Annotated in this window: 21 protein-coding genes, 1 tRNA gene and 1 pseudogene; 12 read left to right on the top strand and 11 right to left on the bottom strand. The window is 59.9% G+C overall.

What is annotated here, in order from left to right; genetic code table 11:
* Positions 1–78: 78 nt before the first annotated feature.
* Together ACTG2T_RS15145 and ACTG2T_RS15140 are read left to right on the top strand one after the other, a co-directional pair.
* Positions 79–1,224: a MalY/PatB family protein gene (locus ACTG2T_RS15145; RefSeq protein ID WP_330125616.1), complete on the top strand. Its 1,146-nt coding sequence runs from the start codon at positions 79–81 to the stop codon at positions 1,222–1,224.
* Positions 1,225–1,305: 81 nt separating this feature from the next.
* Complete coding sequence (locus tag ACTG2T_RS15140; RefSeq protein ID WP_150995629.1) at positions 1,306–2,730, top strand: TAXI family TRAP transporter solute-binding subunit; 1,425 nt, start codon at positions 1,306–1,308, stop codon at positions 2,728–2,730.
* Positions 2,731–2,854: 124 nt separating this feature from the next.
* Here the strand turns inward: ACTG2T_RS15140 and ACTG2T_RS15135 are convergent, their stop codons facing one another.
* A complete protein-coding gene (locus tag ACTG2T_RS15135; protein ID WP_005353868.1) occupies positions 2,855–3,769 on the bottom strand; it encodes a LysR family transcriptional regulator in 915 nt (304 codons plus the stop codon).
* 170 nt (positions 3,770–3,939) lie between these two features.
* Here ACTG2T_RS15135 and ACTG2T_RS15130 point away from each other — a divergent pair, with 170 nt between their 5' ends.
* From ACTG2T_RS15130 to ACTG2T_RS15120, 3 genes are all read left to right on the top strand, one after another.
* Positions 3,940–5,196, top strand: a complete 1,257-nt coding sequence (locus tag ACTG2T_RS15130; RefSeq protein WP_330125617.1) for an adenylosuccinate synthetase — start codon at positions 3,940–3,942, stop codon at positions 5,194–5,196.
* Between the two features lie 198 nt (positions 5,197–5,394).
* Positions 5,395–5,931, top strand: a complete 537-nt coding sequence (locus tag ACTG2T_RS15125) for a YbhB/YbcL family Raf kinase inhibitor-like protein (protein ID WP_005347798.1) — start codon at positions 5,395–5,397, stop codon at positions 5,929–5,931.
* Positions 5,932–5,942: 11 nt separating this feature from the next.
* Positions 5,943–6,743, top strand: a complete 801-nt coding sequence (locus tag ACTG2T_RS15120; protein WP_330125618.1) for a helix-turn-helix transcriptional regulator — start codon at positions 5,943–5,945, stop codon at positions 6,741–6,743.
* A 168-nt stretch (positions 6,744–6,911) separates the two neighbouring features.
* Here ACTG2T_RS15120 and ACTG2T_RS15115 read toward each other — a convergent pair whose 3' ends face one another.
* The 3 genes from ACTG2T_RS15115 to ACTG2T_RS15105 form a co-directional block, all read right to left on the bottom strand.
* Positions 6,912–7,463, bottom strand: coding sequence for a hemerythrin domain-containing protein (locus tag ACTG2T_RS15115; RefSeq protein ID WP_005362195.1), 552 nt, complete (start codon positions 7,461–7,463; stop codon positions 6,912–6,914).
* Positions 7,464–7,533: 70 nt separating this feature from the next.
* Positions 7,534–8,211: a uracil-DNA glycosylase gene (ung, locus tag ACTG2T_RS15110; RefSeq protein WP_005353881.1), complete on the bottom strand. Its 678-nt coding sequence runs from the start codon at positions 8,209–8,211 to the stop codon at positions 7,534–7,536.
* A 69-nt stretch (positions 8,212–8,280) separates the two neighbouring features.
* Complete coding sequence (locus ACTG2T_RS15105; RefSeq protein ID WP_330125619.1) at positions 8,281–9,021, bottom strand: substrate-binding periplasmic protein; 741 nt, start codon at positions 9,019–9,021, stop codon at positions 8,281–8,283.
* A gap of 368 nt (positions 9,022–9,389) precedes the next feature.
* Between ACTG2T_RS15105 and grcA the strand changes: the two genes are divergently transcribed.
* Positions 9,390–9,770, top strand: coding sequence for an autonomous glycyl radical cofactor GrcA (gene grcA / locus ACTG2T_RS15100; RefSeq protein ID WP_005334936.1), 381 nt, complete (start codon positions 9,390–9,392; stop codon positions 9,768–9,770).
* Positions 9,771–9,886: 116 nt separating this feature from the next.
* Here grcA and ACTG2T_RS15095 read toward each other — a convergent pair whose 3' ends face one another.
* From ACTG2T_RS15095 to hemA, 7 genes are all read right to left on the bottom strand, one after another.
* The gene (locus ACTG2T_RS15095; RefSeq protein ID WP_005353887.1) at positions 9,887–11,167 is read right to left on the bottom strand and encodes a dicarboxylate/amino acid:cation symporter; all 1,281 of its coding nucleotides are present in this window, start codon (positions 11,165–11,167) and stop codon (positions 9,887–9,889) included.
* A 310-nt stretch (positions 11,168–11,477) separates the two neighbouring features.
* Positions 11,478–12,332 (bottom strand): 3-deoxy-8-phosphooctulonate synthase, encoded by an 855-nt coding sequence (gene kdsA, locus ACTG2T_RS15090; RefSeq protein ID WP_005334937.1) that lies wholly within the window; start codon positions 12,330–12,332, stop codon positions 11,478–11,480.
* Positions 12,333–12,429: 97 nt separating this feature from the next.
* A complete protein-coding gene (locus ACTG2T_RS15085) occupies positions 12,430–13,230 on the bottom strand; it encodes a SirB1 family protein (protein WP_005362204.1) in 801 nt (266 codons plus the stop codon).
* Positions 13,231–13,242: 12 nt separating this feature from the next.
* The gene (locus ACTG2T_RS15080; protein WP_005334939.1) at positions 13,243–13,626 is read right to left on the bottom strand and encodes a SirB2 family protein; all 384 of its coding nucleotides are present in this window, start codon (positions 13,624–13,626) and stop codon (positions 13,243–13,245) included.
* Positions 13,627–13,682: 56 nt separating this feature from the next.
* On the bottom strand, positions 13,683–14,534 hold the full coding sequence (gene prmC / locus ACTG2T_RS15075; protein WP_330125620.1) for a peptide chain release factor N(5)-glutamine methyltransferase: 852 nt from the start codon (positions 14,532–14,534) through the stop codon (positions 13,683–13,685).
* Positions 14,535–14,595: 61 nt separating this feature from the next.
* On the bottom strand, positions 14,596–15,684 hold the full coding sequence (prfA, locus tag ACTG2T_RS15070; RefSeq protein WP_005353897.1) for a peptide chain release factor 1: 1,089 nt from the start codon (positions 15,682–15,684) through the stop codon (positions 14,596–14,598).
* Between the two features lie 51 nt (positions 15,685–15,735).
* Positions 15,736–16,995, bottom strand: a complete 1,260-nt coding sequence (gene hemA / locus ACTG2T_RS15065; protein ID WP_128835169.1) for a glutamyl-tRNA reductase — start codon at positions 16,993–16,995, stop codon at positions 15,736–15,738.
* A 126-nt stretch (positions 16,996–17,121) separates the two neighbouring features.
* Here hemA and lolB point away from each other — a divergent pair, with 126 nt between their 5' ends.
* The 6 genes and pseudogenes from lolB (at position 17,122) to pth (ending at position 22,686) form a co-directional block, all read left to right on the top strand.
* Positions 17,122–17,700, top strand: a complete 579-nt coding sequence (gene lolB, locus ACTG2T_RS15060) for a lipoprotein insertase outer membrane protein LolB (protein ID WP_005334955.1) — start codon at positions 17,122–17,124, stop codon at positions 17,698–17,700.
* Positions 17,700–18,570: pseudogene (gene ispE / locus ACTG2T_RS15055) on the top strand (4-(cytidine 5'-diphospho)-2-C-methyl-D-erythritol kinase). The gene lolB and the pseudogene ispE overlap by 1 nt, the downstream one beginning before the upstream one ends.
* Positions 18,550–18,624 (top strand) — tRNA-Gln (locus tag ACTG2T_RS15050). The pseudogene ispE and the gene ACTG2T_RS15050 overlap by 21 nt, the downstream one beginning before the upstream one ends.
* 195 nt (positions 18,625–18,819) lie before the next feature.
* On the top strand, positions 18,820–19,767 hold the full coding sequence (locus ACTG2T_RS15045; RefSeq protein WP_005343846.1) for a ribose-phosphate pyrophosphokinase: 948 nt from the start codon (positions 18,820–18,822) through the stop codon (positions 19,765–19,767).
* 115 nt (positions 19,768–19,882) lie between these two features.
* On the top strand, positions 19,883–21,871 hold the full coding sequence (locus tag ACTG2T_RS15040) for a bifunctional metallophosphatase/5'-nucleotidase (protein WP_330125621.1): 1,989 nt from the start codon (positions 19,883–19,885) through the stop codon (positions 21,869–21,871).
* 218 nt (positions 21,872–22,089) lie between these two features.
* Entirely contained in the window at positions 22,090–22,686 is a 597-nt protein-coding gene (gene pth, locus ACTG2T_RS15035) for an aminoacyl-tRNA hydrolase (RefSeq protein WP_005334960.1), read from the top strand.
* The last annotated feature ends 116 nt before the right edge of the window (positions 22,687–22,802 follow it).

Raw genomic sequence — 22,802 nt, 5'->3', positions numbered from 1 at the left:
ATAAGCGGGTGTGCGCCTTGCGAGGGAGGCCGCGACCCCGTAGAGTGAAAGCCCATCCTGCCAGCACAAGGAGTTCGCATGTTTGATTTTGATCAGGAAGTAGACCGCAGTGGCACCATGAGCCTGAAATGGGACAAGTACAAGGGTCAGGATGTGCTGCCCATGTGGGTTGCCGATACCGACTTTGTCTCCCCCCCGTCCGTGATTGAGGCGTTGACCAAACGGGTCGCCCACGGCATTTTCGGCTATTCACGCCCCTCGCCGCGCCTGATCGAACTCATCATCGAACGGATGGCGACCCGCTATGGCTGGGCCATCGAGCCCGAATGGCTGGTGTTCCTGCCGGGCGTGGTGCCGGGGCTCAACCTTGCCTGCAAGGCGTGGAGCCAGCATGGCCGCGGTATCATCACCCCCAAGCCGGTCTATTACCCCTTCCTGCAGGCGCCGGGCTTCAATGATCGTCCCCTGCTTACCGTGCCGATGATTGAAGAAGCCGGTCGCTGGGTGCTGGATCTTGAAGAGCTGGAGCGTCAGGCCCCCGCCGCAGATCTGCTGCTGCTCTGCAACCCCCACAACCCGGGCGGCACCATCTTCACCCGTGACGAGCTGCTGGCCATCGATGCCATCGCCGCGCGCCACAATCTGGTGATCTGCTCCGATGAAATCCACTGCGATCTGCTGCTGGATAAAAACGCCCGCCACATTCCCTACGGCGCCATCAGTGCGCAAGCGGCCGAGCGCTGCGCGGTGATGATGGCCCCGAGCAAGACCTTCAATATCGCTGGTCTCTGTTGCTCCTTCGCCATTATCCCCAACGCCCGTCTGCGCTTCAGGCTACAACAGGCGATGCGCGGCATCAGCGCCGACGTCAACCTGCTGGGCTTTGTCGCCGCCGAAGCGGCCTATGAGGGTGGCGAACAGTGGCTGACCGAGCAGCTCGACTATCTGGCGGCCAATCTGGCCCTGATCCAGCAGGCGGTTGCCCGCTGGCCCGGCGTCAAGCTGTCCAACCATCAGGCGACGTATCTGGCCTGGATCGATGTGAGCGCCCTTGGCCTTGCTGATCCCATCGCCTTCTTCGAGCAGGCCGGCGTTGGTCTCTCCCCCGGCGCCCAGTTTGGCGATGGTCAGTTTGTGCGGCTCAACTTCGGCTGCACCAGGGCACGACTGACCGACGCGCTGGCGCGGATGGAGCGGGCAATCCTCAACCACAGCAAGCCCTGATCAGCCAGCAACGGGATGGGCAAGCCCCATCCCTTTTACCCTGTGTCATCAGCCAGCGGTCAACTCAGTCAACGGTCAATTATGTCTCTACGGATCTTGCATCACCTTCTGCTTCCCCTCTGTGCACTCTCTGCGCTGCTCCCCTTTGGCAGCCAGGCGCTGACTATCGGAACGGGCCCGCTCAACGGGGTCTACTACCCGACCGGTGGCGCCATCTGCCGGGTGCTCAATGCCGGCCATGCCCTGCATGGGGACAGCTGCACCGTGCAGAGCACCCGTGGCTCGATGGCCAACCTCAAGGCACTCGACAAGGGGGACGTACAGCTGGCGCTGGTGCAGTCCGATGTGTTGCACCACGCACTGCACGGCACCGGCCCCTTCAGCGGGCAGGGGGCCAACAATGAGCTGCGCAGCCTGTTTCGCCTCTATCAGGAGTCGCTGACCCTGCTGGCTGCCTCCAATAGCGGCATCACCACCCTGGCAGATATCGAAGGGAAGCGGGTTTATCCGGGCAACAAGGGCGCCGGTGAGCAGATCACCAGCCAGGCCCTGATGGCGGCCATGGGATGGCAACCCGGGCAGTTTGCTGCCTATCAACTCAAATCGGACAGCGAACCGCTGGAAGGGCTGTGCGATGGCTCGCTGGATGCCGCGTTTGTGGTTGCCGGTCACCCCAGTCTGGCGGTCGGCGATCTGATCAGCCGCTGCAAGGTGCGCCTCATCCCCATCGAAGGGGAGCAGATAGACAGGCTGCTCAAGCTACACCCCTACTACCAGCGCAGCCGCATCGCCGCCAACCTCTATCCGGGGCAGACCACCGCCATCAACAACATCGGGATGAGTGCCGAACTGGTGGCGCTGGCCAGCCTGCCGGACCCCATCGTCCGTACCGTGCGCGATACCCTGCTGGCCCGGGTCAAGCAGTTCAGCCGGCTGCATCCCGCCCTGAGCAAGGTGACCCCCGAGCAGTTGCAGGCGCAAACCGAGCTGCCCCTCCATGCGGGGATGTCGGATCAACCGCCAGCCCCCTTACCACTGACCCCCGAGCAGTTGACTGCGGAACAGCTGACGCCGGAGCCGTTAACACCAGCGCCATCGGCCTCGGAGGCGGTGCCCACGACAGAGCAGGTGAGCGCCGCCAACGGGATGACAGCCACCCTTGAAGCACCTTCTGACGCGACCGCCACCAGCAGTGCCGCAGTGACGACAGAAGCCACAGAGGTTAATCCCTTACCCGAAGAGGCACTTGAGGTCACCTCCGAGCTCACTGCTACGCCGACCACCGAGGGGGAAAGAGTGGCTCCCTCTGCCGCAGCGTCAACGGTTCCATCACCATCGGCTGCCGTTTCGACTCAGTTGCCACAGAGCGTCTCTGCGGCCACTACGCCGCAAGAGCAGGCAATCCAGCCTGCCAATAGCGCGGTGAGTGGCGAAACCCCACCGCAGGATAAGGCCGACATGTCACCCTCCCCTGCCACCAGCGCAGCCACACCGCAGCAACCCTGAGTGGTCTGCGCCCACAAATGCATCAGGGCAGCCTCGGCTGCCCTGATTGTTTACGCGCGTTCGATAGTAACGCAATTGATGGCGGCATAGTCACCCCGATAGGCCTGCTCACCTTGCCGTACCGCTACGGCTCCATCACCCGGGTCAGATAGGGGTTGGGCTTCTGGATCTCCTCCTCCACCCAGTGCAGCAACTGCTTGATGGCCCGCGACAACACCTGATTCTGGCGCACCACGTAGCCCAGACTGGTACCGGGAAAGTCGCCGAGGCTGGTGACCGGCGCGGTGAGGTTGAGGCGCGGATGCAGGGAGAAGTCCGGCACGATGGCGACACCAAAGCCCGCCTCGGCCCAATCGAGCTGGGCGTCCACGCTGCCTACCTCCATGATGCGGCAGGGGGGCAAGGCCAGCAGCGGCAGGGACGGGTCGATCAGCGCCCGGGTGCGGGTGTCGTGACCGAGCAGGATCAGGGTCGGCTCGTCGAGGGGGTCGCTCTCTCCCGCCACCGCCCGTGCCTGCCAGCGGGCAAGGCCGTGGCCTAGCGCGCACCAGGTCACCTGTTGCAGCTCGGTATAAAAGAGCGGCTCGCTGCGCTTTTGCGCCATGACAAAACCCAGATCCGCCTTGCCCGCCTTGACCAGCTCGGCAGCCTGATCCGAAGTGGTGTTGAACAGGGTAAGGTCGATGCCGGGAAACTCTCGCTTGAAGCGCTGGAACGGCTGGATCAGCAGCAGGCGGGAGATGATGTCGCTGGCGGCGATGGCCAGCGTCCCCTGACTCAGCTGGTTGAGGGCATTGAGATCGGACTGGCAGAGCTGCAACTCGGCAATGGTGCGCTCGGCGCTTTGCAGCAGCCGCTCCCCCGCCTGAGTCAGGCGAAACGGGCTGCGCTCGATCAGTCGCACCCGGGTCGCCTGCTCCAGCCGCTTGATATGCAGGCTGACATTGGGCTGGGTCATGTGCAGTTCGGTGGCGGTCTGGCCAAAATGTTGCAATCGGGCCAGAGTGACAAAGGTTTGCAGCCAGTGAATATCCAGCATAAGAGTCCCTCAACCCGCGATGTGCGGGGCTTGCCAGGCAAAATCGGACGGTTTGCCGTTTAATTGGCCATAATTATATGGTTCTCTTATCGGAATTATAAAGATAATTAATTTTTCTAATCCGCATCAGGCTCCTAGGATGGACGCCTAACGTCTTAGGAGAAAGAGTCATGTCGTCTATCGTAGTCGTAGGTGCTAACTGGGGTGATGAAGGCAAAGGCCGCATCGTGGATTATCTGGCAGGTCAAGCTGGCGCCAGCATTCGCTTCCAGGGCGGCAACAACGCTGGCCACACCGTGGTCAACGACCTTGGCACCTTCAAGCTGCACCAGGTTCCGAGTGGCGTATTCAACCCGGATTGCCTGGTTGTCCTCGGCCCGGGCATGGTGATCAGCCCCGAGAAACTGACCGTCGAGCTCGAGGAAGTCAAAGCCTCCGGCGTGACTCCGAAGCTGGCCATCTCTGACCGCGCAACCCTCTGCCTGCCGCTGCACGCACTGGAAGATACCCTGGAAGAGCAACGTCTGGGTGACGGCGCCTATGGCTCCACCCGTCAGGGCATCGCCCCTGCCTACGGCGATCGCGTGATGAAGAAAGCGATCCTGGTCGGCTGGCTGAAACAACCGGACGTACTGGTCGAGCGCATCCAGTTCATGCTGGACTGGAAACTGCCGCAGATGAAGGCTATCTACCCCTCCTTCGAATTCACCCAGACTGCCCAGGAAATGGCCGACTGGCTGCTGGAAGTCTCTGCCCCCTGGATCGACGCAGTGTGCAACGTCAGCATGCCGCTCAAAGCGCTGCAGGCTGAAGGCAAGGCCCTGCTGTTCGAAGCGCAGCTGGGCGCTGGCCGTGACCTGATCTACGGCGAATACCCCTGGGTCACCTCCTCCCACGTATCTGGCGCCTACGCCGGTATCGGTGGCGGTCTGCCGGGTCTGCGCCCGGAGCGCGTCATCGCTGTGGCCAAGGCATTCAGCTCCTCTGTCGGTACCGGCACCCTGCTGACCGCCATGGAGAACCAGGACGAGTTCCGCAAGATCACCAACGAGTTCGGTGCCACCACCGGCCGTCCCCGTGATGTCGGTTACTTCGACGCCGTCGCCACCAAGAACGGTGTCGAGCTGCAAGCCGCCACCGAAGTGGCCCTGACCAAGCTGGACTGCCTGACCGGTCTGCCGGATCTGAAGATCTGCGTGGCTTACGAAGGTGCCCACACCGAGAACCCGATTTGGCCGCAAACCGCTGCCCTGAAGCCGGTTTACGAGCAGATGGAAAGCTGGAGCGAAGACATCACCGGCTGCCGCACCTTCGAAGAGCTGCCCCAAGCGGCCCAGCAGTACGTGCTGCGTATCGAAGAGCTGCTCGGCGTACCGGTTCCGATGGTTTCCGTCGGCCCGGGCCGTGACGAGATGATCCTGCGCTAAGCCGCACCTCTTATCGTCAAACAAAAAAACCGGCATCCCTGATGCCGGTTTTTTTATGGCTGCTATTTACCTTATCGCCATAAAAATCACCCAAAGGCTCAATTAACTCACCAATCGACCTCACATTGAGCCGTTATGCAATAACATTCTACCCAGCCCTCGTTAAAGTTAACCCGTTACCACACGAGGAGTCACCCAATGAAATTGCTCAAACAGAGTGCCCTGTTGCCACTGCTCTGCCTGACGGCCATGCCGGCCTTTGCCATGACCCTGAAGAGCACGGACATTCACGAAGGCCAGTTGATGGACAAACAGTTCAGCTTCAACGGCTTTGGCTGCAGCGGCGACAACCACTCGCCCCAACTTAGCTGGCAGGATCTGCCGGCAGGCACCAAGAGTGTTGCCATCACCGCCTATGACCCCGATGCCCCTACCGGCAGCGGTTGGTGGCACTGGCTGGTGGTTAACCTGCCTGCCACCCAGAGCGAGCTGGCCAGCAATGCCTCCGGCAAGCTCAAGCAGGGATTGGAGATCCGCACCGACTTTGGCAACCAGGGTTACGGCGGCCCCTGCCCGCCCGCTGGTCACGGCATGCACCGCTATCAGTTCACCGCCTGGGCCCTGCCCCATGATCTCGAGGTGAAGGCTGATACCCCGCCGGCTATGGTAGGCTACATGCTCAACAGCATGGCGCTCGGCAAAGCCACCCTGACCGCCACCTTCGTCACCCCCTAGGAGCCAACCGGATGAGCACTCCCCTGCTGCAACAGAGCCACTATCTCGGGATCCGCCAGCAGCCCCTGCATCGGGTGCTCATCTACGCCCCGACCCTCATCTGGGTCACCCAGGGGAGCAAACAACTGTGGTGGCGCGAGCGACGTCTGTCGTTTGACAGGGAGCGGTGGCTGCTGATCCCGGCAGGCCACCAGCTCACCTTCGTCAATCAGCCGGAGCAGGGCAAGTTTCGCTCCCACGCCATCACGCTGCTCACCCCGCCGCCGCCAGAATGGCTGGCCGAGTCAGCCTCTTCCCACGCCGATCTGGAGGAACCCGCCGTCAAGGTCACCCCCGGGCTCGCCTTCTGCTTTGATCTCATCAGCACCATGGCCGAACGGGGACTGAGCGAAGCAACACAGGCCGAACTGCTGCGCGGCTTCTATGCCGAGCTGCGGGCCGCCAACGCCCTCGGATTGCTCTTTCCCGCCAGCACCATGACCCTCGCAGAGCGGCTGGCACGCTACCTGGCGGTGGAACCCGGCATCGACCACACCCTGGAGGCGGTGGCCCCCCACTTCTCCATGAGCCGCGCCTCCATGGTGCGCAAGCTGGCCGCCGAAGGTCGCAGCTTTCGCCAGTTGCTGGCTCAGGTACGCATGAGCCACGCCCTCAACCTGTTGCAACAGGGCCTGACCCCGCTGGAGGTCGCCCTCGCCTGCGGTTATGACTCCCCCAGTCGCTTTGCCGCCCGCTTCAAACAGGAGTTCGGCCTAACGCCCCACCAATACCTGCACACCTGCCCATCCACCCTGCTCAGTCACGCCAGATAGTCGATAAGTAACTTCTCCGAAGAGAGTTGCTGCCAGCAGTTGTATATCCTTGGGCTGCGCAATGGATGGCAACATCCATAATGCAAAAGGCCTCCGGATGGAGGCCTTTCTGTTTTCATTCAAGTTGCACTCACACAATACCTGCCACGCGGCGGGTACGGGCTCGTCTTAGCCGTTCGTGAGCGGCAAAGAGAGGCGTTTGGCCAGTGCCTGAAAGTGCTGGCTCACCTCAGCCCCGAACAGGGGGTCGCCAATGGCGCGGTTCTGCCAGTTTTGCTCCAGATGACGCCAGTCATCCTCGGTCAGGGAGTCACGCAGATGGGGGAAGATCACCCCCTCTTCATAGTTCATGTGTGCCTCTTGCAGTTCCACGAAGCGCTCCAGCTTGGTGGTGAACTGATCGAGGGGGATCACCGCATCCATCAGGATCATCTCCACCATCTCCTTGAGATCGGCCCCGGCCTCCAGCAGCTTGACGTGTTCCTCCTGCAGGCGGTTGGCGACCTCACCCTCAACCACCCGATATTTCAGGTAGTAGTCATAGATGAGGTCTTCCTTGGGATGGTGGTACTTGTCAGAGACCTCCCGCAGGTAGTCGATGACATCGCGCACCAGAAAATAGCTGATGGGCTCTTCGGCACGGATGGCTGCCAGCTTGTGCTTGAGCAGCTCCAAAAGTCGGGCGATGTTGAGATGGTCCTTGTGCAGACTGGATAACATGGGCACTCCTTGGCTCTGAATTAATCTTATGTCCCTGAGTATACGGTCATTTGTCGCCCGAACTTTGCACTCAATCAAGTGGGATGCAGACAGATTTCCACTCTATCGGACTCTTGCCCTGTTGTTCCAGCAAGCGATTGGTCTCGCTAAAGTGACCGCAACCGATGAAACCGCGGTGGGCAGAGAGTGGGCTCGGGTGCGGCGCGGTCAGCACATAGTGGCGCTGGCGGTCGATGAAACGTCCCTTCTTCTGGGCGTGGGCACCCCACAGCAGGAACACCACTCCCTGACAACTGGCATTGATCTGCTCGATGACCCGATCGGTAAAGGTCTCCCATCCCAGATGGGCGTGGGAATGGGCCTGACCGGCCTGCACCGTCAGCACAGTGTTGAGCAGCAAGACACCCTGTTTGGCCCAGGATTCGAGAAAGCCGTGATTGGGTGTGACGAAACCTGGCAGGTCACGCTGCATCTCTTTATAGATGTTGACCAGTGAGGGAGGCGTACGCACGCCGGGCAGAACGGAGAAACAGAGCCCGTGCGCCTGATTGGGGCCGTGGTAGGGGTCCTGGCCCAGGATCACCACCTTGACCTGATCCAGCTCGGTCAGCTTGAAGGCATTGAACACATCGGTAGCTGGCGGGTAGATCACCTTGCCCGCTTCCCGCTCGGCTCTGACGGTTGCCAGCGTACTCTTGAAATAGTCCTGCTCTTTCTCAGAGCCAATTACATCACTCCAGGTCAGCACCCCGGCCTCCTCACTTGATACGGCGAAGGGCTCAGGATAGGGGGCCAGCCCGCAAGACGCAACCGTGGCTCACGCTTTCCAGAGCCTGGCTAGGCGCCCTGAGCGCTCCAGCTTGCGCAGGCCGGTATTGAACAGCAGCATCAGACGGCGCGCCTCGGGATCGACCTTGCGCATCAGCAGGTATCCCGGTTGCGACCAGATGGGGTCGGCGGCACTGGTCAGTGACAGCGATTGGGGATGACGAACGAGCGCCTGCTGGAACAGAGTCTGTGCCACCTGCTCATCCATCACCAGATAGTGGATCCGCCCGTCAAGCAGCTTGCCCATGCTCTCCTCATCGGAATCTGACCACTCGAGGGTGAGCCCGGCTTGGCGAGCGGCAAAACCATCGCCATAGAAATAGCCACGGGTCACCCCGACCGGCTCGTGTTTCAGCTCACCCAGATTGACCGCGGGCGTACCGGTCAGCGTCATCAGGCGAGTGGTGAAATGGCCGAGCGAGGCGGAGAGATAGAAAAGCTGCTCCCGCTCGCGCGAGCGAAACCATGGCATGGTGACCACATAGCGCCCCTCCAGAGTCAGTCGGTAAGCCTCGGCCCAGGAATAGAAGTGAAAGCTGACATCGAGCCCCTCTTCGGCAAAGGCCTGGCGCACCACCTCACAGAGAAAGCCCTGATTGGGCAGCGCCTCACTGATATAAGGTGGCCACTCGCCCACAGCAATACGCACCGTCTCGGCCCGTACCGCAACACTGCTTGCCCAGCAACAGAACAGGGCCAGCCATGCCCACTTTCGCCACCCATTATTCACCCGGCACTCTCCTCGCTTTTTTTGCTGAGTGTAGCCAACCCCTCAATTAACCTCAGAAAAAGCCCAAAAGATGTAGTTAAATTACTAGATTAACGAGATAAAAGATGCATAATTTGGATATCTTACAAAATCAGAAAAATGACCTATTTTTGATTCAACTCAAGAATTTAATCCCATTGAAATGGCACTTTGTCGGATTTTCTTGATCTAGATCAATTTTGGTAATATTACCACCGTGGTATATATGACCCCATCAAAGAAAAGGTGTAAGGCAAGGACCCTTTAAGTCATCGCCATCGACGGTAGCTTAAATACATCAGGGTAATTTCCTTACAGTTGGATTCGCGTTCCCATTGAGGAGTCATACCATGATCAAAGGCATTCAAATCACCCAGGCCGCCAACACCGCTCTGCTGAACTCTTTCTGGCTGCTGGACGAAGAGAAGCAACAAGCTCGCTGCATCTGCGTCAAAGGCGATGCTTTCGCTGCCGATCAAGAAGTGCAACTGGCTGACCTGGGTCAGTTCGAATACCGCGAACTGCCGGTTCAGGCTGAGCCTGCTGTTGAAGGTGGCCAGCACCTGAACGTCAACGTGCTGCGTCGCGAAACTCTGGAAGATGCTATCGAAAACCCGGAGAAGTACCCGCAGCTGACCATCCGTGTATCTGGCTACGCAGTGCGTTTCAACGCCCTGACCCCGGAACAGCAGCGTGACGTGGTTACCCGTACTTTCACCCAGAGCCTGTAATCAGCCCCCTGCAGTGAAGAGCTGATACTCGCTGTATCGGCATAAAAAAACGGCCAATCGGCCGTTTTTTTATTGCCCCCGCACCAGCCAACGCGGTCGTGCGGGGGAAACAGCGCTTACGCCCTGTCCGCTTCCAGTTGCCCGACCTTGCCGCCGAGCACTGCATCCATTTTCTTCTCGTCCAGCTGCTTGCAGTATTTGGCGACCACCACGGTGGCAACCCCGTTACCGATCAGGTTGGTCAACGCCCGCGCTTCGGACATAAAGCGGTCGATCCCCAGGATCAGCGCCAAACCAGCCAGTGGCAGATGGCCCACCGCCGAAATGGTCGCTGCCAGCACGATAAAGCCACTACCAGTCACCCCCGCAGCCCCTTTCGAGGAGATAAGCAGCACCACCAGCAGGGTGATCTGTTGGAACAGATCCAGCGGCGTATTGGTAGCTTGGGCGATAAAAATCGCCGCCATAGTCAGATAGATGGAGGTGCCATCCAGGTTAAAGGAGTACCCAGTCGGAATGACCAGCCCCACCACCGATTTCTGGCAACCCAGCTTCTCCATCTTGTCCAGCATCCGCGGCAGTACCGACTCGGAAGAGGAGGTCCCCAGCACGATCAGCAGCTCCTCGCGAATGTAGGAGATGAAACGCAGGATGCTAAAACCTGAGGCTTTAGCGATGCTGCCCAGCACAATGAAGATAAAGAAGAGGCAGGTGAGATAGAAGCAGGCAATAAGCTGGCCCAGCTGTACCAGTGAACCTACTCCATATTTGCCGATGGTAAATGCCATTGCCCCGAATGCACCGACCGGCGCCAGTCTCATTATCATATTGATAATGCCAAATATGACTTTGGAGAAACTGTCGATGACGCCGAAAATAACCTGTCCCTTTTCACCGATATGATGCAGGGAGAAGCCGAACAGCACCGCAAACAGTAACACCTGCAAGATATTACCGCTGGCAAAGGCACCGATCACACTGCCCGGAATAATATCCAGCAAAAAGGCGATAATGCCCTGGGACTTGGCCTGCTCCGCATAGGCGGAGATGGCGCTGGCATCCAGCGCTGCCGGATCGACGTTCATGCCGGCACCCGGTTGCAGCAGGTTGACCACGCACAGCCCGATGATCAAGGCGATGGTGCTGACCACCTCGAAGTAGAGCAGAGCAATGGCGCCGGTCTTGCCGACCGCCTTCATACTCTCCATCCCGGCAATGCCGGTAACCACGGTACAGAAAATAACGGGGGCGATGATCATCTTGATCAATTTGACGAAGCCATCACCGAGGGGCTTCATATCGGCGCCCAGTTCCGGATAGACATGCCCCAGAAATACCCCGAGGGTAATCGCGAGCAATACCTGAAAATAGAGGCTGCTAAATAGTTTCTTTCGCATTATTAACGTCCTGTTAATTTAATTGCACATTGTTATGGCAGCAATAAACATGCAGATAGCCGGACGAGATATCTGCGTACCTCACCCGATCCATGCTGTTTCTGCATTACTACGGGGACCACTTTACATGTAATAAAAAACAATTAAGAGACATTAATCACACAACAAAATTAACACCATTAACACCATTAACACCACAGCAACCGACAATTGTTTGCTCGCAGATTAATTTGAGTCTTCAACTAAATATGGCAGATATAAAAATACCCCGCATTGCGGGGCATTTTCATCAGGCATGACAGCGTCGGGATCAGGCCGAGGTATCGAGAGGTTCGAAGCCCTTGATCAGGTCATCGATGGCCTTCATCTGTTTGAGGAAGCCTTCCAGCTTCTCCAGCGGCAGGGCGCTCGGGCCATCACAACGGGCAATTTTCGGGTCCGGGTGGGATTCAATAAAGAGACCGGCCAGACCGACCGCCATGCCGGCGCGCGCCAGCTCGGTCACCTGCTCGCGACGGCCACCGGAAGCGGCACCCAGCGGATCACGGCACTGCAGGGAGTGGGTCACGTCAAAGATCACCGGATATCCACCGGTGCTCTTCTTCATCACGCCCAGACCCAGCATGTCCACCACCAGGTTGTCGTAGCCGAAGTTGGCACCGCGCTCGCACAGGATCAGCTGGTCGTTGCCGCACTCCTCGAACTTGTCGGTGATGTTCTTCATCTGGCTGGGGCTGAGGAACTGCGGCTTCTTGATGTTGATAACGTTGCCGGTGCGGGCCATGGCTTCCACCAGATCGGTCTGGCGTGCCAGGAAAGCGGGCAGCTGGATAACGTCAACCACCTCGGCGACCGGCTTGGCCTGATGGGGTTCGTGCAGATCGGAGATGACCGGCATGCCGAAAGTCGCTTTCAGCTCCTGGAAAATCTTCATCCCCTCTTCCAGACCCGGGCCGCGGTAGGAGTGGATGGAGGAGCGGTTGGCCTTGTCCCAGCTCGCCTTGAACACGAACGGGATGCCCAGCTTGCTGGTCACTTCCACGTACTTCTCGCACACCGCCATCGCCATGTCGCGGGATTCCAGCACGTTCATGCCACCAAACAGCACGAACGGTTTGTCATTGGCAACGTCGATCTGGTTGATCTTGATATTCTTCTGTTCCATCTAAGACATCCTTAATAAAAGGGCCTGAAGCCTAGTTAATCCGTTGCGACCGGACGCAGCGGCCTTGATATTCTTCTGTTTCAGTTTCAAGCCGCCCTTAATGGAGGGGCTTGGGGCTCAGATCCAGCGCGGCCAGCTGCACTTTCAGCACATCGGCGACCGGGTCGTCCGGGCATTGTTCAATAAAATATTCAAAATCGTCGGCGGCCTGGCGCGGGCAATCGAGCTGCTCGTAGATAAAGCCGCGATCCCGCGTCTCCAGCGGATCGCCGGGCTTCATCCGCAGCAACAGCTCGCTGCAACGCAGCGCCTCGGGCATGCGATCTTCCCGCAGCAGGGCACCCTTGCTGACGTTGAGCAGCCGTTCGATGATCTCCCACTGACCGGAGGGCTGCAGGTAGTCGGGGGTCAGGGTCGCCAAGTCCCCCAACGCACCGCGCAGCAGCAGCTCGATGCGGGCCAGGCTCAGCTCGTCGCCGGTAAAGGGGTCGACATAGACCTCCCCCTCGCCACCGGCAAAGCTCACCAGGAAGTGACCGGGGAAGCAGATCCCCTCCACATCGAGCCCGAGCTTGCGTCCCAGCTGGATAATGAGAATGCCGAGGCTGACCGGGATCCCCTTGCGCTGAACCAGCACCTGATTGAGATCGCAGTTGTTGGCAGAGAAATAATCCTGCCAGTCGCCATGAAAACCGAGGCTGTGGTAGAAGCCCTGCAGCAACTGCTGGCGCACCTCGTCGCAGGTGCCCTCTTCGATCTGCTCGTCCAGCCACTCGTCCAGCAGGTTCAACTCGCGGATCCCCTCCTCGACCGAGCCATAAATTTCGTCACTGACTGACAACGCCAGCTCGGTGATGTCGTGGGCTTCGAAATCGGTCCATTCGTCTATGTGTAACATTCTCTTCATGCCTTAGCCGAACACACTCGTCTGTTTGAGCACTGCCAACTTGGCAATAAAGTAGATCCAGCCGAGCGCCCCCAGAAAGGAGCACCAGCGCACCAGATTGCTTTTGGCCAGCCGCAGCGCCATCGCAGCCAGAAATACCAGCACCAGAATGGCCATCAGCTTCTCGCTGAGCCAGGGCGTTCCGTTATTGAGCGGGTTGAGATCCAGCACCATGCAGAGCAATACGCCGGAAAGCACCACCAGACCGTTGAGCCAGCCGCTGACCTTCATCACCGGCGCGCTGTAGGCTCGGCCAGTGGCGGTCTGTACCCAGTAGAAGCGGAGCATAAACATCAGCACGGCCCCGGCAATCAGGGTGAGGTGCAGGTGTTTGAGCACAAAAACCATATTCAATCCTTGCATGGGGGCGCACAGGCAACCCGCCGTGTAACAGTGAGGAACCGTCAGCGCAGCGGGCAGAGGCCCAGCGTCACCCTGTCGTTATCCCCGTAATCGCGCACCGTGGCTACCTCGCGGTAGCCGCCATCGCGCAGCAACTGACGCACCGCCTCCCCCTGATCCCAGCCATGCTCCAGCAGCAACCAGCCATCGGTCAGCAGATAAGCGGGAGCATGGGCCACGATGTGGCGGATATCAGCCAGCCCGGCGTCATCAGCAACCAGCGCCGAGCGGGGCTCAAAGCGCACATCACCCTGCTCGAGATGGGGATCGGCGCCATCAATATAGGGGGGATTGGAGACAATCACCGCAAAACGTGGCGTTTCGTCGCGATCCGGCTCGCCCAGGGGCTCGAACCAGCTGCCGTCGCGCACCTCGATGGGTAACCCCAGCGCGGCGCTGTTCTCGCGGGCCAGCGCCGCGGCATCCGCCATCCGATCCACCGCCCACACATCGATTTCGGGCCGCTCGGACTTGAGCGCCAGCGCGATGGCGCCGGTGCCGGTGCCCATATCCAGCACGGCGCAGGGCCCCTGCGGGATTTTGGTCAACGCCTGCTCGACCAGCACCTCGGTATCGGGGCGCGGGATCAGGGTAGCCGGGCTCACCTTGAGGGGCAGCGACCAGAACTCCCGCTCGCCCACCAGATGGGCAATGGGTTCGCCGTTGAGACGACGAGCCAGCCACCCCTGCAGGGTGGCCTGCTGGGCGGTATCCAGCTCACGCTCGGGCCAGGTCATCAGATAGCTGCGACGACACCCGAGCAGATGACAGAGCAGTACATCGGCATCGGCGCGGGGGGACTCCCCCTCAACCAACACAGTCATGATATGGGCGCGGGCCTGCTGGATCTGCATCAGTGCCACTCCACCTTATGGGCAGAACACTTAATACGAGCTTGCCGGATCACCATTTGCATCAGTTGTTCTCGGCCAGCGAGGCGAGCTGATCGGCCTGATACTCCTGCACCAGCGGCGTGATGACGCAGTCCAGATCCCCTTCCAAAATTTCGGAGAGACGGTAGAGGGTCAGGTTGATGCGATGCTCGGAGAGGCGGCCCTGCGGATAGTTGTAGGTGCGAATGCGCTCGGAACGATCACCGGAGCCCACCAGATTGCGGCGGGTGCTCTGCTCGGCGGCGCGGTGGCGCTCATCCTCGGCCGCTTGCAGGCGGGCGGAGAGCACCGACATCGCCTTGGCGCGGTTCTTGTGCTGGGAGCGCTCGTCCTGACACTCCACCACCAGACCGGTCGGCAGGTGGGTGATGCGGATGGCCGAGTCGGTCTTGTTGACGTGCTGACCACCGGCACCGGAGGCGCGGAAGGTGTCGATCTTCAAGTCGGAAGGGTTGATCTCGATCTGCTCGGCTTCCGGCACTTCCGGCAACACGGCGACGGTACAGGCGGAGGTGTGCACCCGGCCCTGAGATTCGGTCTCCGGCACCCGCTGTACCCGGTGACCACCGGATTCAAACTTGAGGCGGCCATAGACGCGCTCGCCGTCGATCTTGGCGATCACCTCCTTGTAGCCACCGTACTCACCGTCATTGCAGCTGACGATGGAGACGCGCCAGCCCTGACGCTCGGCAAAACGGGAGTACATGCGGAACAGGTCACCGGCAAAGATGGCCGCTTCGTCGCCACCGGCACCGGCGCGGATCTCCAGATAGCAGTTGTTGTCATCCTTGGGATCCTTGGGCAGCAACATCAGTTGCAGCTCCTGCTCCAGCGCCTCCAGATTGGCCTTGGCCAGCGGCAGCTCCTCCTGCGCCATCTCGCGCAGGTCGGCATCATCCTCTTCCAGCATCATCTGGGTGGTCTCCAGATCATCCTGAGCCTGACGGTAACGCTGGAAGGCGTGAACGATATCTTCCAGCTGGGCATATTCACGGGTCAGGGCGCGGTAGCGATCCTGATCCGAGACCACGTCTGGCTCGCCGAGCATGGCCTGTACTTCTTCGTGGCGCTCGATGAGGCCTTCCAGCTTTCTGATCAGTGACGGATTCATAACTCTTGCATTCTCAATGGAGGACGGGACAACCGGCAGGTTGCCCGAAAATTATGGCTCTTGTGACAACCCCAGCGCCTGCCGCAAGCGGGAGAGCTCGCTCTGATCCCCCTGGGAGGCAGCCTGGCGCAACGCCTGGGTCGGCGCGTGGATCAATTTGTTGGTGAGGCGATGGGCCATCGCCTTGAGCGCCTGTTCGGCACTCTCGCCCTGCGCCAATGCCAGCAGGGCCCGTTGCAACTCTTCATCAGCCACTTGCTGTGACTGATGGCGGTAATCGCGAATGAGGTCGACCGAGCTCTGGCCGCGATACCAGCCCATAAACTCGTCGCGCTCTTCCTGCACGATCACTTCCGCCTGTGCGGCAGCCCGTTTACGGGTTTCGAGGTTCTGCTCGATGATCCCCTGCAAATCATCTACCGTGTAGAGATAGGCATCGGAGAGCTCATCGACTTCGGCTTCGATGTCGCGCGGCACGGCAATATCCACCAGAAACATGGGTTTGAAGCGGCGGGCCTTCAGCGCGCGCTCCACCATACCCTTGCCGATGATGGGCAGCGGGCTCGCGGTCGAGCTGATGACGATATCCGCCTCATGCAGATAATCGGGGATCTCTTCGAGCGTCATCACCTGGGCGCCGAATTCGGCCGCCAGGGTCTGGGCGCGCTGCAGGGTGCGGTTGGCCACCATCATCTTGGTGACGTTCTGCTCGCGCAGATGACGGGCCACCAGTTCGATGGTTTCGCCAGCACCGACCAGCAGCACCTTGGTCTGGGAGAGATCGGAGAAGATCCGCCGACCCAGGCTGACGGCGGCAAACGCCACCGACACGGCACTGGCGCCAATCTCGGTATCGGTACGCACTCTTTTCGCCACCGAGAAGGATTTCTGGAACAACCGCTCCAGCGCCCCCTTCAACGACTCCGCCTGCTGGGCATGGGCGTAGGATTGCTTGATCTGCCCCAGGATCTGCGGCTCCCCCAACACCAGCGAGTCGAGCCCGCACGCCACCCGCATCAGGTGGCGCACCGCCTCTTCATCGTGATGCTGATAGATGGCGGTGACCAGTTCGGCCGCGTCCAGCCCGTGGAACTGCTGCAACCAGCGCAGCACTTGCTCCTGCCGCTCCCCGTCCAGATTGCAATAGAGTTCGGTCCGGTTGCAGGTGGAGACGATCACCGCCTCGCTGACACCGGGTTGGCTCACCAGCTCACGCAAGGCGCGATCGATGCAGTCCGGGCCAAAGGCGACCCGTTCCCGCAAGGCGACACTGGCGGTGTTGTGGTTGATTCCGAGGGCAAGCAAACTCATGAGTGGGCGACGATCATTTCATACGCTGGGTGCAAAGGCTGCCAATTGTACGAGAAAGGGTAAGTCTTTAAAAGCAATACGGCCGCCCCGTATACTGTGGCAAATTCCTCTCTCTGGAGCCATCTCTTGCTGCTACGTATTTTTACCCTCACCTGCCTGCTGTTGCTGGCCGGTTGTGCCACCACCCAGCCCCAGCGTGACCAGGTGAACTGGAACCAGGAGCGGGCCCGTCTCGAGCAGCTGACCCACTGGCAGCTCTCCGGCAAGATGGCCATCATCACCCCCCAGCAAAAGGGTAGCGCCCGTCTCAACTGGCAGCAGGATGGGGAGGATTATCGCCTCAACCTCACCAGCCTGATTGGCACCAGCATTCTGGAGCTCTCCCGCAGCAAGGGGGAGATCACCCTGCTCGATAGCGACGGCAATCGCCACCAGAGCCAGGACGCCGAAGCGCTCATCTATCAACTGACCGGCTGGAATATTCCGGTTGCGGGATTACCGGAGTGGATCAAGGGGCTGCCGGGTCAGGCGGAGTTTGAACTCAACCCCGACAGCAGTCTGGCCAGCGTGCGCGACGGCCAGTGGCAGATCGTCTATGGCGATTATCGGGATCAGGATGGCTACCGCCTGCCACACCAGCTGACCATGACCGGCCAGAACAGCCGCCTCAAGCTTCAGATCAACCAATGGACTCTTGCACGTTAATGGCTTCCACACGCTGGCCGGCACCGGCCAAACTCAACCTGTTTCTACACGTCAATGGCCGTCGCCCCGATGGTTATCACGAGCTGCAGACCCTGTTTATCTTCCTCAACCACAGCGACTGGCTCGAGTTCGAGGTGATACCGAATAGCGACACACTCACCCTGACGCCGGCCATTCCCGGGGTGCCCGATGAGCAGAATCTGATTATTCGGGCGGCACGCCTGCTGCAAACAACCCTGCCGAGCCCGCAAGGTGCCCATATCCGGCTGGAGAAAGTGCTGCCCATGGGGGGCGGCATTGGCGGCGGTTCGTCCGATGCAGCGACCACGCTGGTAGCGCTTAACCACCTCTGGCAAGCGGGTTTGAGTGAAGATGAACTGGCAGCGCTTGGCGTCCAGCTGGGGGCCGATGTGCCGGTGTTTGTCCGTGGCAAGGCGGCCTTTGCCGAAGGAGTGGGTGAGCGGCTGCAACCGGTCGAACTGCCCGATGCCTGGTATCTGGTGCTCAAGCCCGATTGCCATGTGGCGACCGCGGCCGTATTCCAGGATCCGGACCTGCCGAGAGCCACGCCGAAAATGGCGCTGGACAACTTGCTGGAAGGCGAGTGGAAAAACGATTGCGAATCACTGGTGAAAAAGCGCCACCCCGAGGTTGCCAATGCGCTCGGCTGGTTGCTAGAATACGCGCCGTCAAGAATGACGGGCACAGGAGCCTGCGTCTTTGCTCAATTTGAAGACGAAGTGACTGCTCGGGAAGTGTTGGCCTGCGTGCCGAAGGGACTTGATGGGTTTGTCGCCAAGGGCGAGAACATATCACCTCTCTTCTCCACATTGCAACAGTTCAAATGATTGGGGTATCGCCAAGCGGTAAGGCAGCGGGTTTTGATCTCGCCATTCCTAGGTTCGAATCCTAGTACCCCAGCCAATTTTACCGAACGGTATTGATGATGATTAACGTGGCCGGTTTTGCACTCGGCCACGGATTCGGGTTACCGGTATCATCACATTCATTGGGCAGCAGACACCTTGTACGTTATCTTGATAAATCGTTTGCCCCAAAACGATAGGGTCTGATTTCAGACTCCCCCACATACTGGATGCAACCCCGAGGTTTCAAACCGTGCCTGACATGAAGCTGTTTGCTGGTAACGCAACGCCGGAACTAGCCCAGAAGATCGCAGATCGCCTGTTTATCAAACTCGGCAATGCTGCCGTAGGTCGCTTTAGCGACGGCGAGATCAGCGTACAGATCAATGAGAATGTACGTGGTGGCGATATCTTCATCATTCAATCCACCTGTGCCCCGACCAACGACAATTTGATGGAATTGATCGTCATGGTGGATGCTCTGCGTCGTGCTTCAGCTGGCCGTATCACTGCCGTTATCCCCTACTTTGGTTATGCCCGTCAGGACCGCCGCGTCCGCTCCGCCCGTGTACCCATCACCGCCAAGGTTGTCGCTGACTTCCTCTCCAGCGTCGGTGTGGATCGCGTGCTGACCGTTGACCTGCATGCCGAGCAAATTCAAGGTTTCTTCGACGTTCCGGTAGACAACGTGTTCGGTAGCCCGGTGCTGCTGGAAGACATGAAGTCCAAGAACCTCGAGTCTCCTGTCGTTGTCTCCCCGGACATCGGTGGCGTCGTGCGTGCCCGCGCCATCGCCAAGCTGCTGGATGACACCGACATCGCCATCATCGACAAGCGCCGTCCCCGCCCGAACGTCTCCCAGGTCATGCACCTGATCGGTGACGTTGCCGGCCGCGACTGCATCATCGTTGATGACATGATCGACACCGGCGGCACCCTGTGCAAAGCCGCAGAGGCCCTGAAAGAGCGCGGTGCCAAGCGTGTATTCGCCTACGCTACCCACCCAGTCTTCTCCGGTTCCGCCGTCGAGAACATCAAGAACTCCGTGATCGATGAACTGATCATCACCGACTCCATCCCGCTCACTGCGGAGATGAAAGCGGTAGGCAAGGTCAAGCAGCTGACGCTGTCAACTGTACTGGCCGAAGCCATTCGTCGCATCAGCAACGAAGAGTCCATCTCTGCCATGTTTGAGCATTGATAGATTCAGCAATAACGAAAACCGCCATCAGGCGGTTTTCGTCTTTCTGGACCTTCTCTTTCCAACTTTCTGCTATCTGGTACGACCCTGCCCCGGCAGGCTTAAGGATTTACCCATGAATTGCTTGCGTCCCCTCCTGCTCGCGACCCTCACCTCCGCCCTGTTCGCCTGTCAGCCCGCCAAAGAGAACCCGCCCTTTGTGCTGACCCTGGCTCACATGAACGACACCCACTCCCAGTTTGATCCGGTCAATGCCGAGATCAAAGGGCAGATCTTTGCCCAGCAGGGGGAGACGGACACCCTCTATACCCGCTTTGGCGGTTATCCGCGCCTGCTGACCATGGCGAAAGCCTATCAGGCCGATGCGCTGGCCAAGAACCAACCCTTGCTGCTGCTGCACGGCGGTGATGCCTGGCAGGGCAGTGGCTACTTCAAGCTCAACGAGGGGATGGCCAATGCCGAGTTGCTGAGCCAGTTCGGCCTCGATGCCATGGCGCTGGGCAACCACGAGTTCGATCTGGATAACCAGAAGCTGGCCCGCTTCATCGAGGGGGTCAACTTCCCGGTGCTGGCCGCCAACCTCGACACCAAGGCCGATCCGGCCCTCAGCAAGGCTGACAACCTCAAGCCCTTCGTGGTCTACGCCTTTGACGGCAACCAGAAGAGTCCGGTCACCGATCTCGACAACCTGCCGCAAGGCAAGCAACTGGTCGCCGTCATCGGTCTGGTGCTGGAAGACATGGGCAATATCGCCCCCAACGTCGGCAAGCTGCGCTTTGGCAAGGAGGTCACCTCGGCTCAGGCCACGGTCGACATGCTGCAAGCCAAGGGGATCCATCAGATCGTGGCGCTCACCCACATCGGCAACGAGCGGGATCTGGCACTGGCCGCCAAGGTAAACGGCCTCGATGCCATCGTCGGCGGCCACTCCCACAGCTTGCTCGGCGATTTTCGCAATATCGGCTGGGGCAAGACCGGCGATTACGCCAAGCTGGTGACCAATCTGGATGGCATCGGCAAAACCTGCGTGGTGCAGGCGGGCTCCTATGCCCAGGCCATCGGCCTGGCTCAGGTGACCTTTGACAGCCAGGGTCAGGTGACCGACTGCCAGGGCCACAACAGCCTGCTGGCCAGCCGCGATTTCTTCGCCGATGCGGCGCGCAAGCAAGCGCTCGACGACGCCCGCAGCAAAGAGGCAAGCCAGTTTGTCGACAACCAGCCCAATCTGGTGACCGTGGATGAAGATCCGCGCCTGCGCGGCATCATCGACAGCCACTACAAACCGGCGCTGGAGAAAGCTTATGGCCCGGTGATCGGCACCATCCCCGAGCAGCTGCAAAATGCCCGTCGCCCCGGCGACAACGGCAGCGACAGCCACGGCTCAGATGTAGCGCCGCAGGTTGCCGAAGGGGAGTTCTACTGGGCCAATACCCCGGCCGTTCAGGCCCTGACCGGTGGCCCGGTCGATTTTTCTCTGGTGGCGGTGGGCGGCGTGCGTGCCGACCTGCCTGCAGGAGAATGGCGCGAAGGGGATAGCGCCCTCACCCTGCTGCCGTTCAAGAACCAGCTCTCGGTGCTTACCCTGACCGGCGCCGAGGTCCGCGCCCTGCTGACCGAGACCATCACCGCCACCCTGCCCGCCAGCGCCCATGCCGGCAAGTTCCCCTATGGCGGCCACCTGCGTTACACCTTCCAGGAGACCGACGCAGGCAAGGCGGGCATCCTGACCCAATTGCAGCGCAAGACCGCAAGCGGCGAGTGGCAAGATCTGGTGGATAGCCAGCGCTATCGGGTAGTGATGAACGCCTACAGCGCCAACGGCAACGATGGCTGGCAGGCACTGGCCAATGCCCAGCGCCACCGGAGAGAGCGGGTCGATATCGCCAGCGTCAATGGCAAACTGACCGCCTTCCCGGTGCTGAAGGTGGCACAAAACGGTGAACTGCTCGGCGCCGTCTATACCCCGGGCCAGCCCCTCGATTGCAAAGCCAGCGGCGTGGATTGCGGCACCGATGCAGCGTCTTTCGTGGAGTATGTGCGCGATGCCCGTCCCACCCTGACCGCACTGGATGAAGAGACCGTCACCCTGCTGCGTGCCAAATAACGACGGTAGTCAACCGGGCACAATCCATCGGTAAGCTGAAACGGGCCTCTTGCAAGAGGCCCGTTTGCCCACCGTTATCCACCCATTGGCCGCAATAATGCTGCAAATCCCGCCATAACATGCGCATTGGTTGAGTGATCGCCACTCGGCGGCTAGAATATTGCGTCCTATTGCCCTGGGTAGTGTGCCCACGGCAGCTGCGAGTGAAGACATCAAGCGTGACAAGCGAAATCAAACTGATCGTCGGACTGGGCAACCCCGGCCCGGAATATGCCAAGACCCGCCACAACGCGGGCGCCTGGTATGTGGAGCAACTGGCCCGCTGGCACAATGTCAGCCTGCGTGAAGAACCCAAGTTCTTCGGCCATACTGCCCGCATCCTGGTCGAGGGGCAGGATGTGCGGCTGCTCATCCCGAACACCTATATGAACCTCTCTGGCAAGGCGGTGGCCGCACTGGCGCGTTTTTATCAGATTGAGCCGGAAGCGATGCTGGTAGCCCATGACGAACTGGATCTGCCGCCGGGCATCGCCAAGTTCAAGCAGGGTGGTGGTCACGGTGGCCATAACGGCCTCAAGGACATCATCGCCAAGATGGGCAACAACAATAACTTCTTCCGGCTGCGTCTCGGGATCGGCCATCCCGGCAGCAAAGAGCAGGTGGCTGGCTTCGTCCTGACCAAGGCCCCCAGCAGTGAACAGAACCTGATCGACGCCGCGCTGGACGAGTCCCTGCGCGCCACCGACATCCTGTTCAAACAAGATATGACCAAGGCCATGAATCGCTTGCACAGCTTCAAGGCTGAAAAGGGTTAGGTCGGTTTGACCCTGTACTGGCATTGTGCCGGTACATGAGCAACGACCAGAACAAGCATGACATGGGCCGCCTGCGGGCGACCCCCAACAGCATCCATCAAGTAAGGTAACAATCC

Source organism: Aeromonas sp. 75A (genome assembly GCF_051919425.1).
GTDB lineage: Bacteria > Pseudomonadota > Gammaproteobacteria > Enterobacterales > Aeromonadaceae > Aeromonas > Aeromonas veronii.
This window is presented reverse-complemented; position numbering and strand designations above follow the sequence as displayed.

What these genes read in the sequence shown, in the direction of transcription:
- ACTG2T_RS15145 (WP_330125616.1), top strand. Translation starts at nt 79, where the DNA reads ATGTTTGATTTTGATCAGGAAGTAGACCGCAGTGGCACCATGAGCCTG.
- ACTG2T_RS15140 (WP_150995629.1), top strand. Translation starts at nt 1,306, where the DNA reads ATGTCTCTACGGATCTTGCATCACCTTCTGCTTCCCCTCTGTGCACTC.
- ACTG2T_RS15135 (WP_005353868.1), bottom strand. Translation starts at nt 3,769, where the DNA reads ATGCTGGATATTCACTGGCTGCAAACCTTTGTCACTCTGGCCCGATTG.
- ACTG2T_RS15130 (WP_330125617.1), top strand. Translation starts at nt 3,940, where the DNA reads ATGTCGTCTATCGTAGTCGTAGGTGCTAACTGGGGTGATGAAGGCAAA.
- ACTG2T_RS15125 (WP_005347798.1), top strand. Translation starts at nt 5,395, where the DNA reads ATGAAATTGCTCAAACAGAGTGCCCTGTTGCCACTGCTCTGCCTGACG.
- ACTG2T_RS15120 (WP_330125618.1), top strand. Translation starts at nt 5,943, where the DNA reads ATGAGCACTCCCCTGCTGCAACAGAGCCACTATCTCGGGATCCGCCAG.
- ACTG2T_RS15115 (WP_005362195.1), bottom strand. Translation starts at nt 7,463, where the DNA reads ATGTTATCCAGTCTGCACAAGGACCATCTCAACATCGCCCGACTTTTG.
- grcA (WP_005334936.1), top strand. Translation starts at nt 9,390, where the DNA reads ATGATCAAAGGCATTCAAATCACCCAGGCCGCCAACACCGCTCTGCTG.
- ACTG2T_RS15095 (WP_005353887.1), bottom strand. Translation starts at nt 11,167, where the DNA reads ATGCGAAAGAAACTATTTAGCAGCCTCTATTTTCAGGTATTGCTCGCG.
- kdsA (WP_005334937.1), bottom strand. Translation starts at nt 12,332, where the DNA reads ATGGAACAGAAGAATATCAAGATCAACCAGATCGACGTTGCCAATGAC.
- ACTG2T_RS15085 (WP_005362204.1), bottom strand. Translation starts at nt 13,230, where the DNA reads ATGTTACACATAGACGAATGGACCGATTTCGAAGCCCACGACATCACC.
- ACTG2T_RS15080 (WP_005334939.1), bottom strand. Translation starts at nt 13,626, where the DNA reads ATGGTTTTTGTGCTCAAACACCTGCACCTCACCCTGATTGCCGGGGCC.
- prmC (WP_330125620.1), bottom strand. Translation starts at nt 14,534, where the DNA reads ATGCAGATCCAGCAGGCCCGCGCCCATATCATGACTGTGTTGGTTGAG.
- prfA (WP_005353897.1), bottom strand. Translation starts at nt 15,684, where the DNA reads ATGAATCCGTCACTGATCAGAAAGCTGGAAGGCCTCATCGAGCGCCAC.
- hemA (WP_128835169.1), bottom strand. Translation starts at nt 16,995, where the DNA reads ATGAGTTTGCTTGCCCTCGGAATCAACCACAACACCGCCAGTGTCGCC.
- ACTG2T_RS15040 (WP_330125621.1), top strand. Translation starts at nt 19,883, where the DNA reads ATGAATTGCTTGCGTCCCCTCCTGCTCGCGACCCTCACCTCCGCCCTG.